General features: G+C 46.5%; 21 protein-coding genes. 14 read left to right on the top strand and 7 right to left on the bottom strand.

The annotated features are described in order from the left end of the window. Positions 1 to 36: 36 nt before the first annotated feature. From pckA to hslR, 3 genes are all read right to left on the bottom strand, one after another. Positions 37 to 1,668: a phosphoenolpyruvate carboxykinase (ATP) gene (gene pckA / locus AC6R16_RS21005; protein WP_004746111.1), complete on the bottom strand. Its 1,632-nt coding sequence runs from the start codon at positions 1,666 to 1,668 to the stop codon at positions 37 to 39. 338 nt (positions 1,669 to 2,006) lie between these two features. Next, positions 2,007 to 2,882 (bottom strand): Hsp33 family molecular chaperone HslO, encoded by an 876-nt coding sequence (gene hslO / locus AC6R16_RS21010; protein ID WP_500640552.1) that lies wholly within the window; start codon positions 2,880 to 2,882, stop codon positions 2,007 to 2,009. A gap of 29 nt (positions 2,883 to 2,911) precedes the next feature. After that, positions 2,912 to 3,298, bottom strand: coding sequence for a ribosome-associated heat shock protein Hsp15 (gene hslR / locus AC6R16_RS21015; RefSeq protein ID WP_500640553.1), 387 nt, complete (start codon positions 3,296 to 3,298; stop codon positions 2,912 to 2,914). Positions 3,299 to 3,584: 286 nt separating this feature from the next. Between hslR and gspC the strand changes: the two genes are divergently transcribed. Genes gspC through AC6R16_RS21075 form a run of 12 tightly spaced genes read left to right on the top strand, consistent with a single transcriptional unit; the run spans position 3,585 to position 14,772 of the window. Continuing rightward, positions 3,585 to 4,460 carry a type II secretion system protein GspC gene (gene gspC / locus AC6R16_RS21020; RefSeq protein ID WP_500675737.1) on the top strand — a complete coding sequence of 292 codons (876 nt, stop codon included), beginning with the start codon at positions 3,585 to 3,587 and terminating at the stop codon, positions 4,458 to 4,460. 38 nt (positions 4,461 to 4,498) lie between these two features. Further along, positions 4,499 to 6,526 carry a type II secretion system secretin GspD gene (gene gspD, locus AC6R16_RS21025; RefSeq protein WP_500675615.1) on the top strand — a complete coding sequence of 676 codons (2,028 nt, stop codon included), beginning with the start codon at positions 4,499 to 4,501 and terminating at the stop codon, positions 6,524 to 6,526. After that, positions 6,526 to 8,016, top strand: coding sequence for a type II secretion system ATPase GspE (gene gspE, locus AC6R16_RS21030; RefSeq protein ID WP_500675616.1), 1,491 nt, complete (start codon positions 6,526 to 6,528; stop codon positions 8,014 to 8,016). The genes gspD and gspE overlap by 1 nt, the downstream gene beginning before the upstream one ends. Next, the gene (gene gspF, locus AC6R16_RS21035; RefSeq protein WP_500675617.1) at positions 8,016 to 9,239 is read left to right on the top strand and encodes a type II secretion system inner membrane protein GspF; all 1,224 of its coding nucleotides are present in this window, start codon (positions 8,016 to 8,018) and stop codon (positions 9,237 to 9,239) included. Before gspE ends, gspF begins: the two co-directional genes overlap by 1 nt. Positions 9,240 to 9,280: 41 nt before the next feature. After that, positions 9,281 to 9,724, top strand: coding sequence for a type II secretion system major pseudopilin GspG (gene gspG, locus AC6R16_RS21040; RefSeq protein WP_069667717.1), 444 nt, complete (start codon positions 9,281 to 9,283; stop codon positions 9,722 to 9,724). Positions 9,725 to 9,747: 23 nt separating this feature from the next. After that, positions 9,748 to 10,335 (top strand): type II secretion system minor pseudopilin GspH, encoded by a 588-nt coding sequence (gspH, locus tag AC6R16_RS21045; RefSeq protein ID WP_500675618.1) that lies wholly within the window; start codon positions 9,748 to 9,750, stop codon positions 10,333 to 10,335. Beyond that, complete coding sequence (gene gspI / locus AC6R16_RS21050; protein WP_500640558.1) at positions 10,322 to 10,678, top strand: type II secretion system minor pseudopilin GspI; 357 nt, start codon at positions 10,322 to 10,324, stop codon at positions 10,676 to 10,678. Before gspH ends, gspI begins: the two co-directional genes overlap by 14 nt. Continuing rightward, positions 10,665 to 11,315: a type II secretion system minor pseudopilin GspJ gene (gspJ, locus tag AC6R16_RS21055; RefSeq protein WP_500675619.1), complete on the top strand. Its 651-nt coding sequence runs from the start codon at positions 10,665 to 10,667 to the stop codon at positions 11,313 to 11,315. Before gspI ends, gspJ begins: the two co-directional genes overlap by 14 nt. Next, positions 11,308 to 12,321, top strand: coding sequence for a type II secretion system minor pseudopilin GspK (gene gspK, locus AC6R16_RS21060; protein WP_500675620.1), 1,014 nt, complete (start codon positions 11,308 to 11,310; stop codon positions 12,319 to 12,321). Before gspJ ends, gspK begins: the two co-directional genes overlap by 8 nt. Further along, positions 12,287 to 13,501, top strand: a complete 1,215-nt coding sequence (gene gspL / locus AC6R16_RS21065) for a type II secretion system protein GspL (RefSeq protein WP_500675621.1) — start codon at positions 12,287 to 12,289, stop codon at positions 13,499 to 13,501. Before gspK ends, gspL begins: the two co-directional genes overlap by 35 nt. A 10-nt stretch (positions 13,502 to 13,511) precedes the next feature. After that, positions 13,512 to 14,003 (top strand): type II secretion system protein M, encoded by a 492-nt coding sequence (locus tag AC6R16_RS21070; protein WP_500675622.1) that lies wholly within the window; start codon positions 13,512 to 13,514, stop codon positions 14,001 to 14,003. 4 nt (positions 14,004 to 14,007) lie between these two features. Further along, positions 14,008 to 14,772: a type II secretion system protein N gene (locus AC6R16_RS21075; RefSeq protein WP_500675623.1), complete on the top strand. Its 765-nt coding sequence runs from the start codon at positions 14,008 to 14,010 to the stop codon at positions 14,770 to 14,772. A gap of 61 nt (positions 14,773 to 14,833) precedes the next feature. Here AC6R16_RS21075 and envZ read toward each other — a convergent pair whose 3' ends face one another. After that, positions 14,834 to 16,141, bottom strand: a complete 1,308-nt coding sequence (gene envZ / locus AC6R16_RS21080) for a two-component system sensor histidine kinase EnvZ (RefSeq protein ID WP_500675624.1) — start codon at positions 16,139 to 16,141, stop codon at positions 14,834 to 14,836. An 80-nt stretch (positions 16,142 to 16,221) separates the two neighbouring features. Beyond that, positions 16,222 to 16,941: an osmolarity response regulator transcription factor OmpR gene (gene ompR, locus AC6R16_RS21085; RefSeq protein WP_004746095.1), complete on the bottom strand. Its 720-nt coding sequence runs from the start codon at positions 16,939 to 16,941 to the stop codon at positions 16,222 to 16,224. 175 nt (positions 16,942 to 17,116) lie between these two features. Between ompR and greB the strand changes: the two genes are divergently transcribed. Next, a complete protein-coding gene (greB, locus tag AC6R16_RS21090) occupies positions 17,117 to 17,596 on the top strand; it encodes a transcription elongation factor GreB (RefSeq protein WP_500675625.1) in 480 nt (159 codons plus the stop codon). A gap of 34 nt (positions 17,597 to 17,630) precedes the next feature. On the opposite strand, the gene AC6R16_RS21095 is transcribed toward greB, so the two are convergent. Then, a complete protein-coding gene (locus AC6R16_RS21095) occupies positions 17,631 to 19,523 on the bottom strand; it encodes a putative ATP-dependent zinc protease (protein WP_500675626.1) in 1,893 nt (630 codons plus the stop codon). A gap of 224 nt (positions 19,524 to 19,747) precedes the next feature. On the opposite strand from AC6R16_RS21095, the gene AC6R16_RS21100 reads away from it, so the two are divergent. Beyond that, positions 19,748 to 22,072, top strand: a complete 2,325-nt coding sequence (locus AC6R16_RS21100; RefSeq protein ID WP_500675627.1) for a Tex family protein — start codon at positions 19,748 to 19,750, stop codon at positions 22,070 to 22,072. Positions 22,073 to 22,164: 92 nt separating this feature from the next. Here AC6R16_RS21100 and AC6R16_RS21105 read toward each other — a convergent pair whose 3' ends face one another. After that, the gene (locus tag AC6R16_RS21105; RefSeq protein WP_494505612.1) at positions 22,165 to 22,635 is read right to left on the bottom strand and encodes an ATP-dependent Lon protease; all 471 of its coding nucleotides are present in this window, start codon (positions 22,633 to 22,635) and stop codon (positions 22,165 to 22,167) included. Positions 22,636 to 22,693: the final 58 nt, after the last annotated feature.

A 22,693-nucleotide genomic window follows, 5' to 3' on the forward strand; every position in this document is an offset into this window, starting at 1 on the left:
TAGAGGGGCTTAGCTAAACAATTTCCAAGCAGGTCACTAATCTAGCTGAGGTCCAGCTGCAACCAGTGATTTACCTTCGTCATTGTCTGTGTACTTATCAAAGTTGTTGATAAAGCGCTCTGCTAGGTCTTTCGCTTTGCTTTCCCATTGTAGTGGGTCAGTGTAAGTATCACGAGGATCTAGGATTGCAGGATCAACGTCATGCAATGCCGTTGGCACTTCTAGGTTAAAGATTGGAATATGCTTGGTTTCCGCATTCTCAATTGAGCCATCTAGAATTGCATCAATGATGCCGCGAGTATCTTGAATTGAGATACGTTTACCGCTGCCATTCCAGCCTGTATTGACTAGGTAAGCTTCAGCCCCCGCTGCTTCCATACGCTTAACCAGTACTTCCGCATATTTTGTTGGGTGTAGCGTTAGGAACGCAGCACCAAAACAGGCTGAGAAAGTTGGCGTCGGTTCAGTAATGCCGCGCTCTGTACCCGCTAGTTTGGCGGTAAAGCCAGATAGGAAGTGGTACTTAGTTTGCTCTGGAGTCAGCTTAGACACTGGCGGTAGAACGCCAAACGCATCAGCAGATAGGAAGATGACCTTGTTTGCATGGCCCGCTTTCGACACTGGCTTAACGATATTCTCAATGTGTTCGATTGGGTAAGAAACACGGGTGTTTTCGGTTTTAGAACCGTCATCGAAGTCGATAGAGCCGTCGCTACGTACAGTGACGTTTTCTAGTAGTGCGTCGCGGCGAATCGCGTTGTAGATGTCTGGCTCAGCTTCTTTAGATAGCTTGATAGTCTTAGCGTAACAACCGCCTTCGAAGTTGAAGATACCGTCGTCATCCCAGCCGTGCTCATCATCGCCGATTAACTCGCGTTTAGGATCGGTAGATAGCGTGGTTTTACCTGTACCAGACAGGCCAAAGAACACGGCAACATCGCCATTTTCTTTACACTTGTTGGCGCTACAGTGCATAGAAGCAATATCTTTAAGAGGAAGGAAGTAGTTCATCATTGCGAACATACCTTTCTTCATCTCACCGCCGTACCAAGTACCGCCAATAAGCTGCATGCGTTCAGTTAGGTTAAATACCGTGAAGTTTTCAGAGTTGAGGCCGTGCTCTTCCCATTTCTGGTTAGTACACTTAGCACCATTCATTACCACGAAATCCGGTTCGAAGGTGGCTAGCTCTTTTTCCGATGGGCGGATGAACATGTTTTTCACGAAGTGCGCTTGCCACGCTACTTCAGTGATGACTCGAATGCTTAAACGAGTGTCTGGGTTGGCACCACAGTAGCCATCAATGACGAAAACACGTTTTCCAGATAGCTGATTTGTGACGAGCTGTTTAAGATCATTCCATACCGCTTGATCAATCGGTTTGTTGTCATTTTTCACCGCATCTGATGTCCACCACATGTGCTCTTCTGTGGTCGCGTCTTTTACGATGTACTTATCTTTTGGTGAGCGTCCAGTAAAAATACCGGTATCTACAGCGACTGCGCCTAGCTCGGTGACCACGCCTTTTTCATAGCCTTCCAGATCCGCGCGAGTTTCTTCTTCGAACAACATTTCGTAGCTTGGGTTACGAATAACCTCTTTAACGTTTTGAAGCCCGTGTTTGGTAAGATCAATTGTTGCAGCCTTTGTATGTTCCATAACGGTCATAGGTGCTCCTTATAGGAATATTTTGTAGGGATTTTGTAATAATCTTTTAATTTTTATCTGCTCACCATGCTAGCAATGGGCCTCGTAGAAAACAGGGATATAGCTCAAAAAATATCCGTATTTTTGGTGGGGTTTTAAGCGACACATCACATATTGGTGGAGTTAGTTTATCGTGTGCGCAAAGCTTTGCGCTAGAGCAAAATCATTATTAATTGATAAAAATTAACATGTTAATTTATTACGGATGAGGCTAGGTATTACGGGGGAATGATCACAAAAAAGGCCAGCGTGTGCTGGCCTTTTGAAGGGTAAATTACAGTCTTGCTATGCTGTAAAAATTAATGCAGTGTTTTGTTGCCTGAATCCGTTTGATTGAACAGCTCAGATACCTGTGCTTCGTCGAACGAATAGTTCGTGCCGCAGTAATCACAATGTAAAGAAATTGAACCAACCTCAGCCAAAATGTCGTTCACTTCTGCTCGATCGATGGTCACGATAGCTGCACCACTACGTTCACGAGAACAGCCACAGAAAAACTCAACGGCTTGCGGATCAAACAAACGAACTTTTTCTTGGTTGTAGAGGCGGTAGAGCAATTCATTCGCCTCTAAGCCGAAGAGCTCTTCATTTTTTACTGTATCTGTTAGTTGCTCTAGGTGCTCGAAATCTTCAGGTGTGCCAGTACCATCTGGCATAACCTGAATTAGCATACCTGCCGCACGCTGTTGACCTTCGTATTCACCAGTACGCAGCCAGATGCGAGTTTTAAGCTGCTCTGAGTTGGCAAAGTAGCTTTCTAGGATTTCAGACAAGTTGTCACCGTCTAGACCAACAATACCTTGGTAACGTTCGCCTTTTTTAGGATCGATAGTAATGACCAGGTGACCTTTACCCATCATGTCATGAATAGTCGCGTTATCAGCAATATCACCTTCCCAGCGAGCAACACCACGGATTTTCTGGTCATGATCGCCATTGATGACAGCTAGTGATACAGGGCCATCACCTTGTAATTGCATAGTGATAGAGCCTTCAAACTTCAACGTTGCTGTTAAAAGAGTGGTTGAAACCAATAGCTCACCCAGCAGCTTTTGTAGTGGTGCTGGGTATTCCTTGCTAGAAATAATACGTTGGTAAGCGTCATCCAATTGTACCAACTCACCACGAACTGAAAGATCTTCAAATAAGTAGCGGTTCAAAACATTGCTTGCCATGTGGCGATTCCTCGTAAATCTGCTAGAGCTTATTGGTGTTTAAATTTAATGATATCGCGGCGCTGCTTTTTATCAGGGCGGCGATCTGGGCTAGGATTATGGGCGTGAAGCTTGCGACGTGCTGCATTCTCTTCACGTTTACTTAGACTCTCTGTTGTTTCAGAGTAGAGCGTTTGTGCTTCTGGGGCACCGCGACGTTGGTCTGAAATCTTTTCTATGACCACAGTCTTCTCTTCGTGCCCTTGTCTTAAGGTAATCACCGCACCGAGTTCGACAGCCTTACTTGGCTTGCTGCGCTGACCATTATAATGGACTTTGCCACCATCGACCATGTTGCGCGCGATGGAGCGAGTTTTATAAAATCGTGCAGCCCATAGCCATTTATCGAGTCTTACTGCTTCGGTTTGGGAACCCATTGTGTCTCTTGCCCTCTAAGGTGATGAATGTTTGTTCCATTCAGATGCAGTAACAATGGTGACGAATGTGGCATTTTTCAAGCGAGATCATAAAAATTAAGCACTAAGAAAGTGACGTTCGGTGGTTTTATGTTTAGCTTGTTTCATATTTTGATACAATGAACCGCTACATCTTTGATAACTAATATTAACTTCCGTTATACAGGGTTTAGTACCATATTCTTAACGGGTGCAACAAGGCTCCAAGCTAGCGAGATAGGGACAGCGAGTGAAGCAAAACAGTGTAATGGCACTACTTAAATTCGGTGAGGCGCTCAAAGACGTGACTATGCAGCAGCGTATCAGCTACGTAGTGATGATGCTTCTACTCACAATCAGTGCTTGGATTGGTGGGCAGATGCTTTGGCAACCGTGGAGTACATCTTCCGTATCGCAATGGCAGCCTAGTGGCGTGGTTAGTGCGGGCTCGTCTAGTGCATCGCAACTCGATATTTCAGAGCTGCAGAACAGCAATCTTTTTGGCAAGTATCAAGAAAGTGCGCCAGTGGTCGAACAACCAAAAGTACAAGATGCGCCGAAAAGTCGCTTGAACGTGGTTTTGGTTGGCGTGGTGACTAGCTCGAACCCAGAAAAAAGTTTAGCAGTGATTGCCAATCGCGGTCAGCAGGCAACGTATGGCATAAATGAAGTGATTGAAGGCACTCGCGCTAAACTTGTCCAAGTTCAGTCTGATCGAGTCATCATCGATAATTCAGGCCGCAATGAGACCGTTATGTTAGAAGGTCTGAAATATACCAAACCATCAGTAACGGCAGTTAAAGCACCAGAAAGTGTGACACGCAGTCAGGTTTCACCAGACTCATTAAATAAAATTCGCGAAGAAATCCGCCAAGATGCTAAACAGATCTTCCAATATGTGCGGATGTCGCAAGTAAAACAAGATGGAGAGGTGGTTGGCTACCGCCTTTCTCCGGGTAAAGATAGAGCGTTGTTTGACGCTGTTGGTCTTAAACCGGGTGATATCGCAATTTCAATAAATGGACTGGATCTCAAAGATTCTGCGGCAATGGGAGAAGTGTTTAGAAGCTTGTCCCAGTTGACTGAACTCAACCTAACAGTTGAACGAAACGGTCAACCACACGAAATATACATTGAATTATAAGGTTGTCGCAGCAGCGTCAGCGATCCGAGGAGTACAGAGTGAACCATTGGCTTAAAAAAAGCGCATGGCTTTTAGCAGGAAGCTTATTAACGTCACCTGCAATGGTGGTAGCAAATGATTTTAGTGCCAGCTTTAAAGGCACAGATATTCAAGAATTTATCAATATTGTTGGCCGTAATTTAGAAAAAACCATCATTGTTGACCCTTCGGTGAGAGGTAAAGTCGACGTGCGTAGTTACGACATGTTGACGGAAGAGCAGTACTATAGCTTTTTTCTCAATGTACTCGAAGTGTACGGTTTTGCTGTAGTAGAAATGGACAATGGCATCTTAAAAGTCATCAAAGACAAAGATGCGAAAACATCGGCAGTGCCTGTTGTCGGTGATGGTAGTATCAATGGTGATGAAGTCGTCACTCGAGTCGTCGCGGTACGCAATGTTTCAGTGCGTGAACTATCCCCCCTATTACGTCAGCTTAATGATAATGCAGGTGCGGGTAACGTGGTCCACTATGACCCAGCAAACATCATCCTAATTACGGGTCGCGCGGCTGTGGTTAATCGTCTTGCAGATATTATCAAGCGCGTTGACCAAGCGGGTGATAAAGAGATCGAAGTGGTTGAACTGGATAATGCTTCAGCTGCAGAAATGGTGCGTATTGTCGAAGCTCTCAACAAAACCACCGATGCCAAAAACACTCCCGCCTTCCTTCAACCTAAATTGGTTGCTGATGACCGAACAAACTCGATTCTGATCTCTGGTGATCCGCAAGTACGTGAGCGCCTACGTAAGTTGATCAAGCAACTCGATATTGAGATGGCATCAAAGGGCAATAACCGCGTGGTTTACCTTAAATATGCTAAAGCAGAAGACTTGGTTGATGTGCTAAAAGGCGTGTCAGATAACCTGCAAGCAGAGAAATCATCCGGTTCGAAACAGGCGAGTAGCGCTAAACGTGGTGAAGTGATGATTGCCGCTCACCCAGATACCAACGCACTAGTGGTAACCGCTCCGCCAGATATCATGAACGCGCTGCAGGATGTGATTGCTCAACTTGATATTCGCCGTGCTCAGGTGCTCATCGAAGCGCTGATTGTTGAAATGTCAGAAGGTGATGGCCTTAATTTTGGTGTGCAGTGGGGCTCGCTAGATACAGGAGCAGTGATTCAGCACTCTAATGCTGGTGCGCCGATTGGTAATGTTATGGTCGGCTTAGAAGAGGCTAAAGATAGCACGGAAACAACCACGCTCACTGATACCACCGGGCAAGTGACGGGCTTTAACTCGGTGACGAAGAAAGGTGACTACACCAAACTTGCCTCTGCTCTTTCTGGGGTAAATGGCGCGGCATTGAGCGTCGTTATGGGTGACTGGACTGCGCTTATCACTGCTGTTTCAACAGATTCCAACTCAAACATTCTGTCTTCGCCAAGTATTACCGTAATGGATAACGGTGAAGCGTCATTTATTGTTGGTGAAGAAGTGCCGGTAATTACTGGCTCGCAGACTGGCTCAAATAATGACAATCCATTCCAGACAGTTGAACGTAAAGAGGTCGGTATCAAGCTTAAAGTTGTACCGCAAATCAACGAAGGTAACTCGGTACAGTTAAAAATTGAGCAAGAAGTATCGAATGTGCTTGGTGCGAATGGTGCGGTCGATGTGCGCTTTGCCAAGCGTCAACTGAATACCTCAGTGATGGTAGAAGATGGCCAGATGATTGTCCTTGGTGGTCTTATTGATGAGCGTGCACTCGAAAGTGAATCTAAGGTGCCGCTACTGGGCGATATTCCTTACCTAGGCCATCTATTCAAATCAACCAGCACTCAGGTTGAGAAGAAAAATCTAATGGTGTTTATCAAGCCAACCATCATCCGTGATGGCATGACGGCGGATGGTATCACTCAACGTAAATACAACTTTATTCGTGCAGAGCAGCTCTACAGAGCAGATCAGGGTTTGAAGCTAATGGACGACGGACATATTCCGGTCTTGCCTGAGTACGGTGAAGAGATTGGTCATCCTGTCGAGATCCAAGCATTTATTGATCAGATGAGCGCTAAGTAATGGACGTCGAGTTAAATCCAAGCTTTAAACGCTTGCCGTTTAGTTTTGCCAATCGCTTTAAGCTTGTTTTAGAGCCTGCGGACAGTGGCTTAGTGCTTTACTATATCGCGCCGATTTCAGTGCAGGCTTTGATTGAAGTGAAGCGTGTTTGTGGTCAGTCTTTTGCTTTGCAAGCGCTAAGCAAAGAAGCATTTGATGGCAAGCTAACCGAAGCTTATCAGCGTGATTCTTCGGAAGCGCGCCAGCTGATGGAAGACATTGGTGCCGATAATGATGATTTCTTCTCTTTGGCGGAAGACTTACCGCAAGATGAAGATCTGCTAGAGTCAGAAGATGACGCACCGATCATCAAGCTTATCAACGCCATGCTGGGCGAGGCAATTAAAGAAGGGGCGTCGGATATCCATATCGAGACGTTTGAGAAAAGCCTCTCTATTCGTTTCCGTATTGATGGTGTACTGCGTGACGTTCTCTCACCAAGCCGCAAGTTAGCCCCACTGCTTGTATCGCGTGTTAAGGTCATGGCCAAGCTTGATATCGCTGAAAAGCGTGTACCACAAGATGGTCGTATCTCGTTGCGAATTGGTGGTCGCGCTGTTGATGTTCGTGTTTCAACCATGCCGTCTTCACACGGTGAACGAGTGGTAATGCGTCTGTTAGATAAAAATGCGACGCGTTTGGACTTGCATAGTCTTGGCATGACAGAAACCAACCACAACGCGTTCCGCCAGATGATCGCTCGTCCGCATGGCATCATTTTGGTCACAGGTCCCACAGGTTCTGGTAAGTCAACCACGCTATATGCTGGCCTGACAGAGATTAACAGCAATGAACGCAATATTCTGACGGTCGAAGATCCGATTGAATTTGATATCGACGGTATCGGTCAAACTCAGGTTAATCCCAAAGTGGATATGACTTTTGCTCGTGGTTTGCGTGCAATTCTACGCCAAGACCCAGATGTGGTCATGGTGGGTGAGATACGTGACCTAGAAACGGCGCAAATCGCAGTTCAGGCTTCTTTGACTGGTCACTTAGTGATGTCGACCCTGCACACCAATACAGCCGTCGGTGCGATTACACGTCTACGTGATATGGGCATTGAGCCTTTCCTCATTTCTTCCTCTTTACTGGGTGTTTTGGCTCAGCGATTAGTGCGCACGTTATGCTCCGACTGTAAAGAGCCGTATGAAGCGGATAAAGAAACCAAAAAACTGTTTGGTTTGAAGAAGAAAGAGGACTTAACTCTCTATCGCGCATGTGGCTGTGAAGCATGTAATTATAAAGGTTACCGCGGACGTACAGGCATTCATGAACTGCTGGTGGTTGATGAAGATGTTCAGACCTTGATTCACAGCGAGTCAGGAGAGCAGGCGATTGAAAAGCAGATTCGCGAGCATACTCCGAGCATTCGCGATGATGGTTTAAGTAAAGTGCGTGCAGGTATCACCTCGCTTGAAGAAGTGATGCGGGTGACCAAGGAAGGCTAATGGCGGCATTTGAATATAAAGCACTCGATGCGAAAGGTAAGACCAAAAAAGGCGTTATCGAAGGCGATAATGCTCGTCAGGTGCGTGCCAGACTTAAAGAACAAGGCCTAATACCGGTTGAAGTGAGCGAAACAAGGCAGAAAGTGAAAAAGCAGACTAGCCAAGCGACGTTTCAGTTTAAACAGGGTTTAAGCACGCCCGATTTAGCCTTAATCACTCGTCAATTGGCGACTTTGGTTCAGTCCGGTATGCCGCTCGAAGAGTGTTTAAAGGCCGTTTCTGAACAGTCAGAAAAACCGCGCATCCGTACTATGTTGCTTGCTGTCCGCTCCAAGGTGACGGAAGGATATACCTTAGCCGACAGCTTGGCCGACTTTCCTCATGTCTTCGACGAGCTGTTTCGTTCGATGGTTTCAGCGGGCGAAAAGTCAGGACATTTGGACTCAGTGTTAGAGCGTCTTGCTGACTACGCTGAAAACCGTCAAAAGTTACGTTCCAAGTTGCAGCAAGCGATGATTTATCCAGTCGTGCTGGTGGTTTTCGCGGTCGGTATTGTGGCGTTTTTGCTTGCCGCTGTTGTACCGAAAATTGTGGGTCAGTTTGTCCAGATGGGCCAAGAGCTGCCTCAATCCACTCAGTTTTTGCTTGCTGCCAGTGACTTTATCCAGCATTGGGGGCTCACCCTGCTTGTTGCTTTGATTGTGGTTATCTACCTAGTTAAGTTTGCGCTCAGTAAGCCTAAGTTACGTTTGAGTTGGGATCGCAAAGTTATCTCTATGCCATTGGTTGGCAAAATTGCCCGTGGCCTAAACACTTCGCGCTTTGCGCGTACATTATCTATCTGTACTTCGAGCGCGATTCCAATTTTGGAAGGAATGCGCGTTGCAGTGGACGTTATGTCGAACCATTACGTTAAACAGCAGGTCTTAATCGCGACAGATAATGTTCGTGAAGGTGCCAGCTTACGCCGTGCTCTTGAGCAAACTAAATTGTTCCCACCTATGATGTTGCACATGATTGCCAGTGGTGAACAGAGTGGTGAGCTAGAAGGCATGCTTACTCGTGCCGCGGACAACCAAGACTCAAACTTTGAATCGACAGTTAATATCGCCCTGGGCATCTTTACTCCGGCTTTAATCGCTTTAATGGCAGGGTTGGTGCTGTTTATTGTCATGGCGACACTAATGCCAATTTTAGAAATGAATAACTTAATGAGTTCATAACAGCTTTTAGCAAATCTAAGCTGCTTTTTGTGGAGAATAAAATGAACAAAAAAATGAAAAAACAGTCTGGCTTTACCTTGTTAGAAGTTATGGTTGTTGTGGTGATCTTAGGTATTTTGGCAAGCTTTGTCGTACCTAACCTACTTGGCAACAAAGAAAAAGCGGATCAGCAGAAAGCGATTACCGATATCGTTGCGCTAGAGAATGCGCTTGATATGTACAAGCTTGATAACAGCGTTTACCCGTCAACGGATCAAGGTCTAGAAGCGTTAGTGACTAAGCCTTCTAGCCCTGAGCCGCGCAACTACCGTGACGGTGGCTACATTAAGCGTCTACCTTCCGATCCATGGGGCAATGATTACCAATACCTAAGCCCAGGTGACCATGGCAATGTCGATATCTTTACGCTAGGTGCGGATGGTCAGGAAGGTGGCGAAGGTGCCAATGCTGATATCGGTAACTGGAATATTCAAGATTTTCAGTAGTTAGCTGCTAACGCTTAGCCTTTATGCGTCGTCATTCTGGATTTACTCTGCTTGAGATTTTGCTGGTATTGGTGCTGATTTCACTCGCATCAGTAGCGGTGATTTCTACCTTGCCAGTCAGTGCAGAAGACGGCGCGAAAAAGCACGCTCAATCTTTGTATCATCGTGTTCAGCTTCTTAATGAAGAGGCGATGTTGAGTGGTAATGACTTCGGTCTGCGCGTTGATGAAAAGAAATCAAGCTACCACTTTATGCGATTAAAGTCAGAAGGTTGGCAAAAACTCGAGCAACACCATATACCGCCAGAGACTGAACTAGCGACTAACCTGTCTATCATGTTAACGCTGGGAGGCAACGTCTGGAATGACAAAGAGCGCTTGTTTAAGCCTGGTTCTCTCTTTGATGAAGATATGTTCGCTGAGTTTGAACAAGAGAAGAAAAAGCTGCCACCACCGCAAGTTTTCATTATGTCGAGCGGTGAAGTGACACCATTTTCTATTGCTATTTACCCGCAGGATCGCAGTGTTGAAGACGATGCATGGCGAATAGTGGCAAAAGAAAATGGTCAGATCATCTTGTTAGCACCTGGAGAAAGTGATGAAGAAAGCTAAGCAAGGCTTTACGCTTCTTGAGGTGTTGGTCGCGTTAGCGATCTTTGCCACTGCAGCGATTGCGACCATTCGCTCGGTTAGCCAACATATTAATACGCTTAACTTTCTCGAAGAGAAAACTTTTGCGGCTATGGTGGCAGACAATCAAATGGCGAAGGTGCTTTTATCTGGTAGTAAGCCAAGTAAGAAAAAAGGCAAAGAAACACTTGCACAGCGAGATTGGTTCTGGACAGTGGAACCCGTTTCCACCGCAGGGGATATGCTACAAGCCTTTGATGTTAAAGTCGCGACCAGTGAAAAAGGATCGCCAGTGGTCACGGTGAGAAGTTATGTCCCGAAATAGTCTTAATCGGTCACAGGGCTTTACCCTTATTGAAGTGCTGGTGGCGATTGCGATTTTTGCTAGCTTGAGTGTGGGGGCTTATCAGGTTCTCAATCAGGTTCAGCGCAGCAATGAAATTTCGATGGAGCGTAGTGAGCGTTTAAAAACGCTACAACGAGCCTTAGTGTTTATGGACAATGACTTTCGCCAAATGGCGCTGCGTCAAGCTCGTACCAATGGCGAAGAGCCTTCTCCTATGTTGCTGCAATGGAAAGACTATTTACTCGACTCTGATGCAAAAGGGGTGATGTTCGTTCGCGCTGGTTGGCACAATCCACAGCAACAGTTTCCGCGTGGTGAAATAAGTAAAGTCGGTTATCGGATTAAAGATAAGCAGCTGCAACGAGTATGGTGGCGTTATGCGGACACACCCGCTGGGCAAGAAGGCATTGTGATGCCATTGCTCGATGGTGTGGAAGAGTTTGAGATGCGTTTTTTCGATGGCACGCAGTGGCAGAAAGAGTGGCAAACTAAGTTTGCTCTACCACAAGCCGTAGCGTTGAGTTTAGAGCTAGAGGATTATGGCAAGATTGAGCGCATCTATCTGACATCAGGGGGCACTCTGGAGCTGTCTGAGGAGCAGAAACAAGATGGTTAGAAAGCAGCGAGGTGTCGCACTTATCATCGTGCTGTTGTTACTAGCGGTCATGGTCAGTATCGCTGCGAGTATGGCAGACCGTCTATTTAGTCAGTTTAAACGAGCGACTAACCAGATCAATTATCAGCAAGCTTATTGGTATAGCGTCGGGGCTGAAGCATTGGCGAAGGCAGGTCTTGAACAAAGCTTTAAAGACTCAGATACGATTAACCTTTCGCAGCCATGGGCATTAGAAGAGCAAACTTACCCGTTGGATTACGGGACGCTAAAAGGCCGCTTAATTGATCAGCAGTCCTGCTTTAACCTCAATGCTTTGTCGAGTTTAGCTTCGACAGCTGGTTCGGATAAGTCCCCGTTCTTGGTCGATGTTTTTCAAAACTTACTCGAAGAGTTGCAAATTGAAAATTACCAAGCAGAAACAGTTGCACAATCTACTTGGGAATACGTCGACAGTAATAACTCGGTTAACTCGACGGTTGGGGTTGAAGACAGCTTCTATGAGTCGATGTCTCCCGCCTATATGGCGGCAAATAGCCTGATGGCGGATAGCTCAGAGTTACGCGCGGTCAATCAGGTTTCGGGTGAAGTGATGGAAAAAGTATTGCCTTACGTGTGTGCTATTCCAACCACCGATTTGAGATTAAATGTAAATACGATCAAGCCAGAGCATGCTGCATTGTTGGCAGCTTTGTTTCAACCTGCTCTTAGTGTCACTCAAGCTAAGCAGGTTTTAGAAAATCGCCCTTTTGACGGTTGGGCGAGTGTTGACGACTTTTTAAATGAGAAAGAGTTTGCCAACGTAACGGCTGATGCACGTAAAGAGGGCAAAGGCTATTTGGCTGTAACCAGTGCCTATTTTGAGTTGGACGTTGAATTATTAGTTGGGGATTCTCGCGTGAGAGTGCGCAGCTTGCTATTTAGTAGTGATAAACAAACTGCGACGGTCATTAGCCGTCGCTTCGGAGGTATCGGTGAACGAGTTTCTGATCGTTCGACTGACAAATAATACCGCTCAGGCTATCCAGTGGTTAGTCTGGTCGGAGTCGCAAAAGGAAGTGATTGCGAGCGGAGAGCTAGACAGTTATCAGGCACTGCCAGAGATCGCGACATACGCGGAAGGCCGTCGCACGATTGTTTTGTTGTCAGCAGAAAGCTTGGTTCTAACCGATGTAGAAATTCCCGCGGGTGCCAGTCGCCAGCTTGAATCTATGCTGCCCTATGTGCTTGAAGATGATTTAGCACAGGATGTCGATCAACTGCATTTTACCATTCTTAACAAATCGCAAGGTCGAGCGCAGGTGTGTGCGGTGGATTCGCAGTGGCTAGAAAAAGTCCTCATGGAACTTGGCGATATTGGTTGTCAGATACAAAAGGTCATGCCCGACGTATTGGCACTTCCAGATAGTGAAGGATTGTCTGCGGTTGAGATTGGTCAGCAATGGTTATTGAAGAAGTCTAGTTACCAAGGTATGTCGGTTGAGAGTGGCTGGCTATCGTTGGTGGCTCAGTCTGAATGGGTACAACAAGACGAAGAATTTCTACCGCTAACTTCATATTCGGCTTTGCCGACTTCTCTTGAGCTTGCTGAACAGCAGCAGTGGTTGAATGGCGAGCCAAAGTTGGTAATGCAGTTACTTGCGGAACAAGCGATCATAAGCAAAATTAATCTTCTGACTGGTCAATTTAAGCCTAAATCGTCTTTCAGTCGCTATTGGAAAGTATGGCAGAAGGTAGCTGTCGCGGCTGTGTTGTTATTGGCAGTTGTTGTTGTCGATAATGTGCTTAAGATTCAAAAGTATGAAGCGCAGGCAAGTGCTTATCGTACGGAAAGTGAGCGTATTTTCCGCCAGTCCTTGCCGGGTAAAACTAAGATTCCGACCGTCAGCTATTTAAAGCGTGAAATGGAGCGTGAAGCGAGTCGCCTGTCTGGTGGCTCCGATGGAAATGAACTCATTAGTTTGATGGTGAAGCTGCCTCCTTTACTCAATCAAGTACCTGGTTTAGATCTCACCAGTTTTAAGTATGACAGTGGACGTAATGAAGTTCGCTTACAAGCGCAAAGCAAAGATTTCCAAACTTTTGAAAAGGCTGCAGAGCTGTTGGGCTCCAATTTTGCGGTCGAGCAAGGTCAACTTAACCGCTCAGGGAGCCTAGTCAATGGCTCTTTTGTTCTCAAGCCGTTGTGAGGGATGAAGCATGAATAAATTGGTCAATACCTTACAAACTTGGTGGCTGAGTATCTCACAACGTGAGCAGCGCTTAGTGGTTGCTTGCTCTCTATTGGTGGTCATTGGCGGTCTGTATTGGGGCGTCGTTCAACCTGTTGCCGAGCGAGCAAACAATGCGCAGATGCGTATTCAAAGTGAGAAGCAACTACTCTCTTGGGTGAAAGACAAAGCGGATCAGATCAGTCAGTACCAAGGACAGGGTGGCAGAGCGGTTTCTAGTCTACCTATCAACCAAGCAGTTTCTTCAAGTGTTGGGCGTTTTAAAGTTGAGTTGATTCGTGTCCAGCCACGTGGCGAGCAGTTTCAGGTGTGGGTAGCGCCTATGCCTTTCAATCAATTTTTAAACTGGATAACCTTTTTGCAAGAGACGCATGGAATCAAGGTGGTATTTCTTGATATCGATAAAGGCAATAAAGACGGTATGATTGAAATAAATCGACTTCAGCTTGGCAGAGGGTGATCGGGTGAAGAAAACAGTGTTATCGGGCTTATTTCTTAGTTCCGTGTTTGTTGCCAGTGCGATGGTGCATTTACCCGCTCAGTTTGTGGTGCAATATGCACCTTTACCCAATCAACTTAGTTTAATTGGGGTTGATGGAACTGTATGGCAGGGCTCAGTGCACCAAGTGAAATGGCAAAACCAAAACTATGGCGCGCTCAACTGGCAGCTTAACGTTGCTAAGTTGTTGACTGGGACTACAGAGGCTCAAGTACGTTTTGGTCGTGGTAGTGATCTATCGCTTCAAGGTCGCGGAATTGTTGGTTATTCGCCAAGTGGTTTATACGCTGAAAACTTAATTGCTTCGTTGCCCGTTGAAAAAGTGATGCAGTTTGCACCGTCTCTGCCTGTTCCTTTAGAACTAAACGGGCAAGTAGAACTTAGCTTGCGCTCATACGTTTACGCGTCTCCCTATTGTGAGAGTGCCCAAGGGAGTGTGGTGTGGAATACCGATAGTGTTGGCACGCCAATGTCTGACTTAGAAGTTGGCCCTGTGATTGCTAACTTTAGCTGTCAGTCGAGCAGCTTTGATGTGGTTGGCGAGCAGAAGAGTAATCAAGTCGAAAGTGGCTTCACTGCTAAGTTGAACTCTGATCAGAGTTACACCTCAAATGCTTGGTTTAAGCCTCAGTCAGAGTTTCCAAGTGCGTTTCAGCAGCAGTTAAAATGGTTACCAACCCCCGCAGACAGCGAAGGTAAGTTCCAGTTTAGTTACCAAGGTCGACTCTAAACACTAGATCTAACAACGAACAAGGGCAGCGATTCAGCTGCCCTTGTTCGTTGACTCCCTGTTACTTTGTCGCAGGGAAGCTGATTTGTACTTTTAAGCCACCGCCACTGCGATTATTGACGATCACTGAACCATTGTGCTGACTGACAATGCGTTTAACAATCGCTAAGCCAAGCCCTGTTCCTTCGCTTCCTCGCGCGGTATCGCCCCGAGTGAAGGGTTCAAACAGTTTCGCGATCTGGCTCTGTTCTATCCCAGGTCCATTATCTTCAACGCACACCCAAACCAACTTGTTATCCGCGGTAATGCCAGTGCTCACTTTTGTCCAACCATTACCATAGCGAATCGCATTGACGACTAAATTGCTCACTGCACGTTTGATAGCAATTGGGCTGCCTAAGGTTTCTTTCATCGGTTGGTGGAGCTCGGTATCAATTTGCACCTCGTAACCGCCTTCAGATGAAGCGACATCGTTGGCGATTTCGTTAAGGTCGACTTCAATGAAAGATTGTTTATTTACTGGTTTAAGATAATCCATAAACTGGCTGATGATCTCGTTGCACTCTTCGGTATCGCTGATAATGCCTTCAGCTAGATAGCTGTCTTCAGGGGACATCATTTCCGTCGCAAGACGAATTCTAGTTAACGGAGTACGCAGGTCGTGGCTAATGCCCGCCATCAGCAGGGCTCTGTCTTCCTCAAGTGCTTGGATACCTTTAGACATCTGGTTGAAAGCACGGGTTACCGAGCGAATTTCCGAAGCGCCTTTTTCAGGTAATGGTGGTGGAATCTCACCACGACCCACCCCTTTGGCCGCTTTTTCCAACGCAATGAGAGGACGGTTTTGCAAACGGATAAACAACCAGCCTCCCGCAACAATTAACAACGCCATGATTAAGCTATTGCGAAACAGTGGCGTGAAGTCCTCTTCTTGCAGTTCAGAGAGAGGAATGCGTAATAGGGAATCGGGCAGAGAATCTATCTTCATCCACAGGATGTAGCTATTTTCTCCGAGCATCATACGAACATCAGTTGGCGAGCCAAGTTCATTGGTCATCTCTTCACTCATCAGGTCGATGCTCACCGCATGGTAATACTCTTCTGCCATTGGGCTATCTTCAGCGTGAACGGTTACCCCTAGCTGCTCCAATACACGCCTACGCAGTGGCGCATCCATTGCTAAGCCATCTTCTAGGGTGGCGGAGTCATCCAGCATCAGATTAATTTCGTGGCCGAGGATTTTATTAAACTGCTGCAAGCTCGGCATCAGAGCGTAATTAAACACGGCGTAGTAAGAATAGACTTGGCTGGCAATAAGCAGAGTCAGAAAGATAAAAATGGATTGAGTAAATGAGCTGCGGATACGCATAACACCTACCTTGAGAAAAGGTTAGTCTAAAACAAAGAGTGCGAGACTAGGTCTCGCACTCTATCAAAACATATTGTCGATTACGCTTCTTTGCCATCTGGGACAAAAACATAACCTAAGCCCCATACAGTTTGGATGTAACGAGGTTTACTTGGATCGACTTCGAGCATACGACGTAGGCGAGAGATTTGCACGTCAATCGAACGTTCCATCGCTGAATATTCGCGGCCGCGGGCCATGTTCATTAACTTATCACGCGACATTGGCTCACGAGCATTGGTCACGAGAGCTTTCAGTACGGCAAACTCACCTGAAGTTAGCGGCATGGCTTCATCGCCACGGAACATTTCACGCGTACCTAGGTTTAAGCGGAAATCACCAAACTCAACCACTGACTCTTCACTACTTGGTGCACCGGGTAGCTCGGTCGTTTGACGGCGCAAGACCGCTTTAATACGCGCTAATAGTTCACGTGGGTTAAACGGTTTTGGTAAGTAGTCATCTGCCCCGACCTCTAGGCCGACGATACGATCAATCTCGTCTCCTTTTGCGGTCAGCATCAGAATCGGTAATGTGCTGTTGGCATTACGAAGGCGACGGCAGATCGATAGCCCGTCTTCGCCTGGTAACATCAGGTCTAGCACCATCAAATGGAAAGTTTCACGCGTTAGCAGGCGGTCCATCTGCTCACTGTTTGCAACACTACGAACTTGGAATCCTTGTTCAGACAAGTAACGCTCTAGTAGTGCACGAAGTCGTGCATCATCATCAACAACTAAGATCTTATGATTTTCTTGCATGTAATGGGTCCACCTAGTTAATAAGCTTGCGCGACTTCAGGCTGTTGAAACAATCACCTTTATGCGCAACTTAAAATGTAACACTGTTCTTAAGCTATTGGTGCAAAGAATTGTTAACGTTTATTTCCTTTTTAGCTAATGTATATCGGAACTTCAATTTAATAACGTCAGAAATATGAAAACGAACCTAATAACAAGAGAAGGCTTTGATCGACTTAAAAAAGAGCTCGATTTTTTGTGGAAAGAAGAGCGTCCGGAAGTGACAAAAAAAGTGACTTGGGCGGCGAGTCTCGGTGACCGGAGTGAAAACGCTGACTATCAATACAACAAAAAGCGTTTAAGAGAGATAGATCGCCGCGTACGTTATTTGCGTAAGCGTTTAGAGCAAGTAAAAGTGGTCGACTACTCACCGCAGCAAGAAGGCAAAGTGTTCTTCGGTGCTTGGGTAGAAATCGAAAATGAAGCGGGAGAAATCAAAGCCTTCCGTATTGTTGGCCCTGACGAAATTTACGGTGATGCCAAAGGTTATATTTCGATTGATTCACCGATGGCGCGCGCCTTATTGAAAAAAGAAGTCGATGAGGAATTCAGCGTTAAAACTCCAGAAGGTTACAAAGAGTGGTTCGTTAACACTATTCGCTACAGCGCTGAATAACAAAAGTCCCGCTAGGCGGGACTTTTGGCTGTGATTATTTTTCGTAGTCAGGTTTTTCAGTGAGGATGTAATTATGCTCACTGCCCACCACAGCGCCATACTTGAGGAAGTTTTTACCTAAGATCATGCTGTAGTGGAAACGGCTGCGGTCTTTGAGGTTCACCCGTATCTTCTTCTCGAGTTCGCCCAGTTTGACTTGCATTTCAACGACTGGCCGAATGGTCGGTTTCTCACCTTTTTTCGCCCTGATTTTCATACTATCGACGACCTCTAGGGTAAAGTCTTTCTCCATACCGAGATCATTTTGGTAGCTAAAGCTGACCATAGGCTTGCCGTCTTTTTCAAACTGTTTGATGTTCTGCGCATTGATAGAGCTGACGTCTGCACCAGTATCGAGTTTAACGGGGAAGCTAAGGCCTTCTACTTGTGCTACCTCGATATGACCTGCCTTAAATAGCGGGTACGAATCGAGTAGATGATCTGTGCGAGTGTTTATGAGCACGCCATTTTTGGACATCTTCTGACCTATGACGAAGTAATCACTGGTCTCGTCTTCATCGAGCACATCAATTGCGTACGGCAGTTCAACTTTCTCGCCGTATAGGGTGAAGGTACCAAATACCACTGGGCGAGTGGAGTCAGCGACTTTTAGGGTTTTATTGATCGGTTTAGAAAACTGCTTGGCCTCGCCGTTTTGGTCAGTGAGGTAGTAAGTTACCCATTCTTTGCCTTTCTTTTCAAAAATCTCGAAGCTTGCGACTTTTAGCAGCGGTGTTTTCACTACTAGAGATGGTTCTGCCGTTAATTCAATGCCATCAAGTAACAGTGACTCCTCACCGGAAACCTGCATCGCTTTTGACTTGCTACTGATGATTTTAGGCTTGCCTGATAACAAAGACGTCGCGCTAGTATCGATCATAAAGCGTCGATTGAGCGTGCCTTTGCCGAGACGTAGCTGTGAATTAAGTTTGCTCCGGTCAGTTAAGTAGACGAACCAGTATTGAGTTTCAGCGCCGTTAGTGTCGATTGGAACGAACACCATTGGGCGCTTTTTGCCACTCACGTTCAACATACGTACCAATGGGCGTGTGAGTGTCTCGCTGCTGCCATTGCCATCTTCGATATCGAAAGAGACCAGTTGCTTGTTAGAGTCGATGTTTATATTGGTGGCATGCAGTGAAGAGTAGTTGTTTTGCAGTGAGTAGCTGATCTTCTGTTTTACGCCAGCGATTTCAACTGACTCTTTCTTACCAACAAGTTGCGCGTTCTTTTGCTCTTGAAGGTAATCGTAGCCTGCGTAAACCCAAGCGTTGTTATCGAGAAAAGTTTTGCCAATCAGAATTGGCGCGGAAAACTGGTTTCTATCGGTCAAGTTAACTTGTGTCATGACGGTTTTGCCAGCAATGGTCATTGGCAAGGTGATGGTTGGGCGCAGAATAGGTTCTTTTTGAGTTCGATTGCGAATCACGCCGACACGTTCAATTGGCCTGGTCACCTCAATGCTTTCACCGGTGTGCGGATGCTTAATGGTGAAAGTTACTTCAACGCCGTAAGGGGCAAAAAGTTCAGCATTCCAATCATCGTAATCGACATCATCAATAGGGTCGAAATCGATCAGTGCTTTCATCAGCTTGTGATCTTTGAGTTGGCTAAACTGGGGATCAGAGCTGGAAACGTGAATGTTGGTGGCATGCATCGATGTCGTGTCTGCGCCAGTATCAATCTTACCAGCAAATGAAACCCCTTTTAGCGCCTCGATCTCGTCGAGATAAACGCTTTCTACCCGCCCTAAGACAAGTTTGTCATCAAGGGTGTAAACAGGAGACTGGGTAGAAGCATTGATCGCAGCGCTAGCTTGATCAGCTAGGGCCAGAGGAGAAGCTAAGGATACAGATAGTACAGAAAGGGCCAGTAAGATTTTTTTCATAGCGGTTCCAACTACTCGTTATTCGCACAAGGTCTTGAACGAAATTAGTTCCATTTTTCAGATCTAAGTTCTGACTTATCTCTATTTCTGACACAACTTTCACATAATTGCCAAACTATTGGCAAAACAATTGCGTAACCTTGCTCGCGGTAACAAAAAGTATTGGGTTTTACATCAAGAACCCCAATATAAAGAAGGTTAAAATACAACAAGAGATTCAACGGATGAGCCAAGCTATCTGTAATATGATTGCTCAGGAACTGAGTGTTCGACCTGAGCAGGTCACTGCTGCTGTTAACCTCATTGATGATGGAAACACAGTCCCTTTTATTGCCCGCTACCGTAAAGAAGTCACGGGTGGATTGGATGATACTCAGCTGCGTAACCTTGATAGCCGTTTATCCTACCTACGCGAACTAGATGAGCGTCGCCAAACCATTCTTAAATCGATTCAAGAGCAGGGTAAGTTAACCTCTGAGCTTGAAGCTGAGATAGCGCAGGCAGACAGTAAAACGCGTCTTGAAGACCTTTACTTGCCTTACAAACCAAAGCGTCGTACTAAAGGCCAAATCGCGATCGAGGCGGGCTTAGAGCCGCTAGCAGACAAGCTTTGGAATCAGCCACAGACCGAACCTGAAGCGGAAGCCGCAAACTACCTAGATGCAGACAAAGGTATTGCTGACACCAAAGCGGCTCTGGATGGCGCTCGTGCTATCGTGATGGAGCGAATCGCTGAGGATGCCAATCTACTAGAGAAAATTCGTGCTCATCTTAATCGTAACGCGGAACTGGTCGCTAAAGTGGTCGATGGCAAAGAGCGCGAAGGTGAGAAATTTAAAGATTACTTTGAGCACAATGAAGCGTTAAGTAAAGTGCCATCGCACCGCGCACTTGCTATGTTGCGTGGTCGAAATGAAGGTTTCCTAACTCTTGCGATGAATGCTGACCCTGCACAGGAAGAGGGCGTTCGCCAGTCTCACTGTGAGGCGATTATTAGCGACCACTATGGTATTTCCCTAAGCAGTGCTCCGGCAGATAGCTGGCGCAAGCAGGTGATCAGCTGGGCATGGCGCATCAAAGTTTCGATGCACATGGAAACTGAATTGATGGGTGCGATGAAAGAGCGTGCAGAGATTGAAGCGATTGAGGTTTTTGCCACTAACCTGAAAGATCTGCTGATGGCTGCACCTGCGGGTCCTCGTGCCACACTTGGTCTCGATCCTGGTCTACGTACTGGTTCGAAAATTGCCGTGGTCGATTCAACCGGTAAAGTGCTAGCAACCGAAACCATCTACCCTCATCCACCACAAAAGCAATATGATAAATCAGCGCAAATTGTTGATGCTTTAGTACGTAAGTACAACGTGGATTTGATTGCGATTGGCAATGGTACTGCTTCACGTGAAACTGACAGCTTTGTCGCTGACCTGATTAAACGTGGCAACCTCAAGGTGCAGAAAATCATGGTTAGCGAAGCGGGTGCATCGGTTTACTCGGCGTCAGAGCTAGCAGCAAAAGAGTTCCCGAACTTAGATGTGTCACTGCGTGGTGCGGTGTCGATTGCTCGCCGTTTGCAAGATCCACTGGCTGAATTAGTTAAGATTGACCCTAAATCGATTGGTGTGGGTCAGTATCAGCATGATGTTAGCCAATCCATGCTGGCAAAACGTCTTGATGCAGTGGTCGAAGATTGTGTAAACGCCGTCGGTGTCGACGTGAATACCGCATCTCCGGCTCTGCTAACTCGCGTAGCTGGCTTGTCGAGCACAATTGCGCAAAACATCGTTGATTACCGAGATGAGAACGGCCGCTTTGAAGCGCGTACCACGCTGAAAAAAGTCGCGCGTCTTGGGCCTAAGGCATTTGAGCAGTGTGCGGGCTTCCTGCGCATTATGGATGGTAAGAACCCTCTTGATGCCTCTTCTGTTCACCCAGAAGCGTACCCTGTGGTCAAAGCGATTGCTGAGAAAAACAGCAAAAATGTCAAAGCGCTGATTGGTGATACTCAGTTCCTACGTGGACTTCACGCTGTCGATTACACCGATGAGAACTTTGGTGTTCCAACCGTGAGCGACATCATCAAAGAACTTGATAAACCGGGCCGCGACCCGCGCCCTGAGTTTAAGACAGCCACATTCGCTGATGGCGTTAATCAGGTTTCCGATCTTGAACCAGGCATGGTGTTAGAAGGGGTAGTGTCTAACGTTGCCAACTTTGGTGCCTTTGTTGATATCGGCGTTCACCAAGATGGTTTAGTGCACATCTCTGCGCTGACGGACCGTTACGTTTCTGATCCGCGTGAAGTGGTTAAAGCGGGTGATATCGTCAAGGTGAAAGTGATGGAAGTGGATGTGCAGCGTAAACGTATTGGCCTTTCAATGCGTTTGACCGATGAGCCAGGGCAAGACAACCGAACTCAGCGTTCAAGTGCTCCACGTGGTCAGCAGCGTCAACAACAAGGTGGTCAACGTCGTCGTGACGAATTGTCGAACAATAACAGTGCTATGGGTGGTGCATTCGCTGCTGCCTTTGCAAAAGCTAAGCGTTAAGTTATTGCGCTAAAAATATAAATCCCCGTAGTAGCGATACTAGCGGGGATTTTTTTCGGCATTACCTTATCGAACCAGAGAACGACAAGGTACTACAACACCGCAATTACATCAGAAGGGGTATTTGGAGCCACAGCATCGCCGTAATGAAATTTAATCACGGTTCTGCGCTTTTCCATCATCCCCTCTGTTATCGCCGCATCGATTATGCGCTTCGGTAAACGAAAACGCATGGCATAGCCTTTACCTTGATGTTCGCTATAACTTTCCAGTGCCAACAGTTGGAATAGCCTTTCGAGGGTATCTTTAGGTTCTTCCTGAGAAACTGCAACCACACTCCCACTTTCTTCCGTTTCATAGCTCGGGTGCTCTGAAGGATCCCATGAGGATTGCTTTCGCCGTTTATCGTCTGCTGTCACCTTTCGTTGTGCGTTGCTCTTGGTCAATGCAATCGTCGGTGTAATTGGCTCCCGGACTTTATTGTCGCGCGCCGCTTGCTCCGTTTGCACATTAACCGATGGGGCGATCAGTGGAACGCTTACGTTCGTAGGTGATACGAGCATTCATTAACCTCCTCACGCCCAACCTGAGAGTGGTAACTCTTCCGGTTAGTTTATTTAT

The sequence above is a fragment of the Vibrio sp. R10-SG3-ISO10 genome (assembly GCF_059834185.1).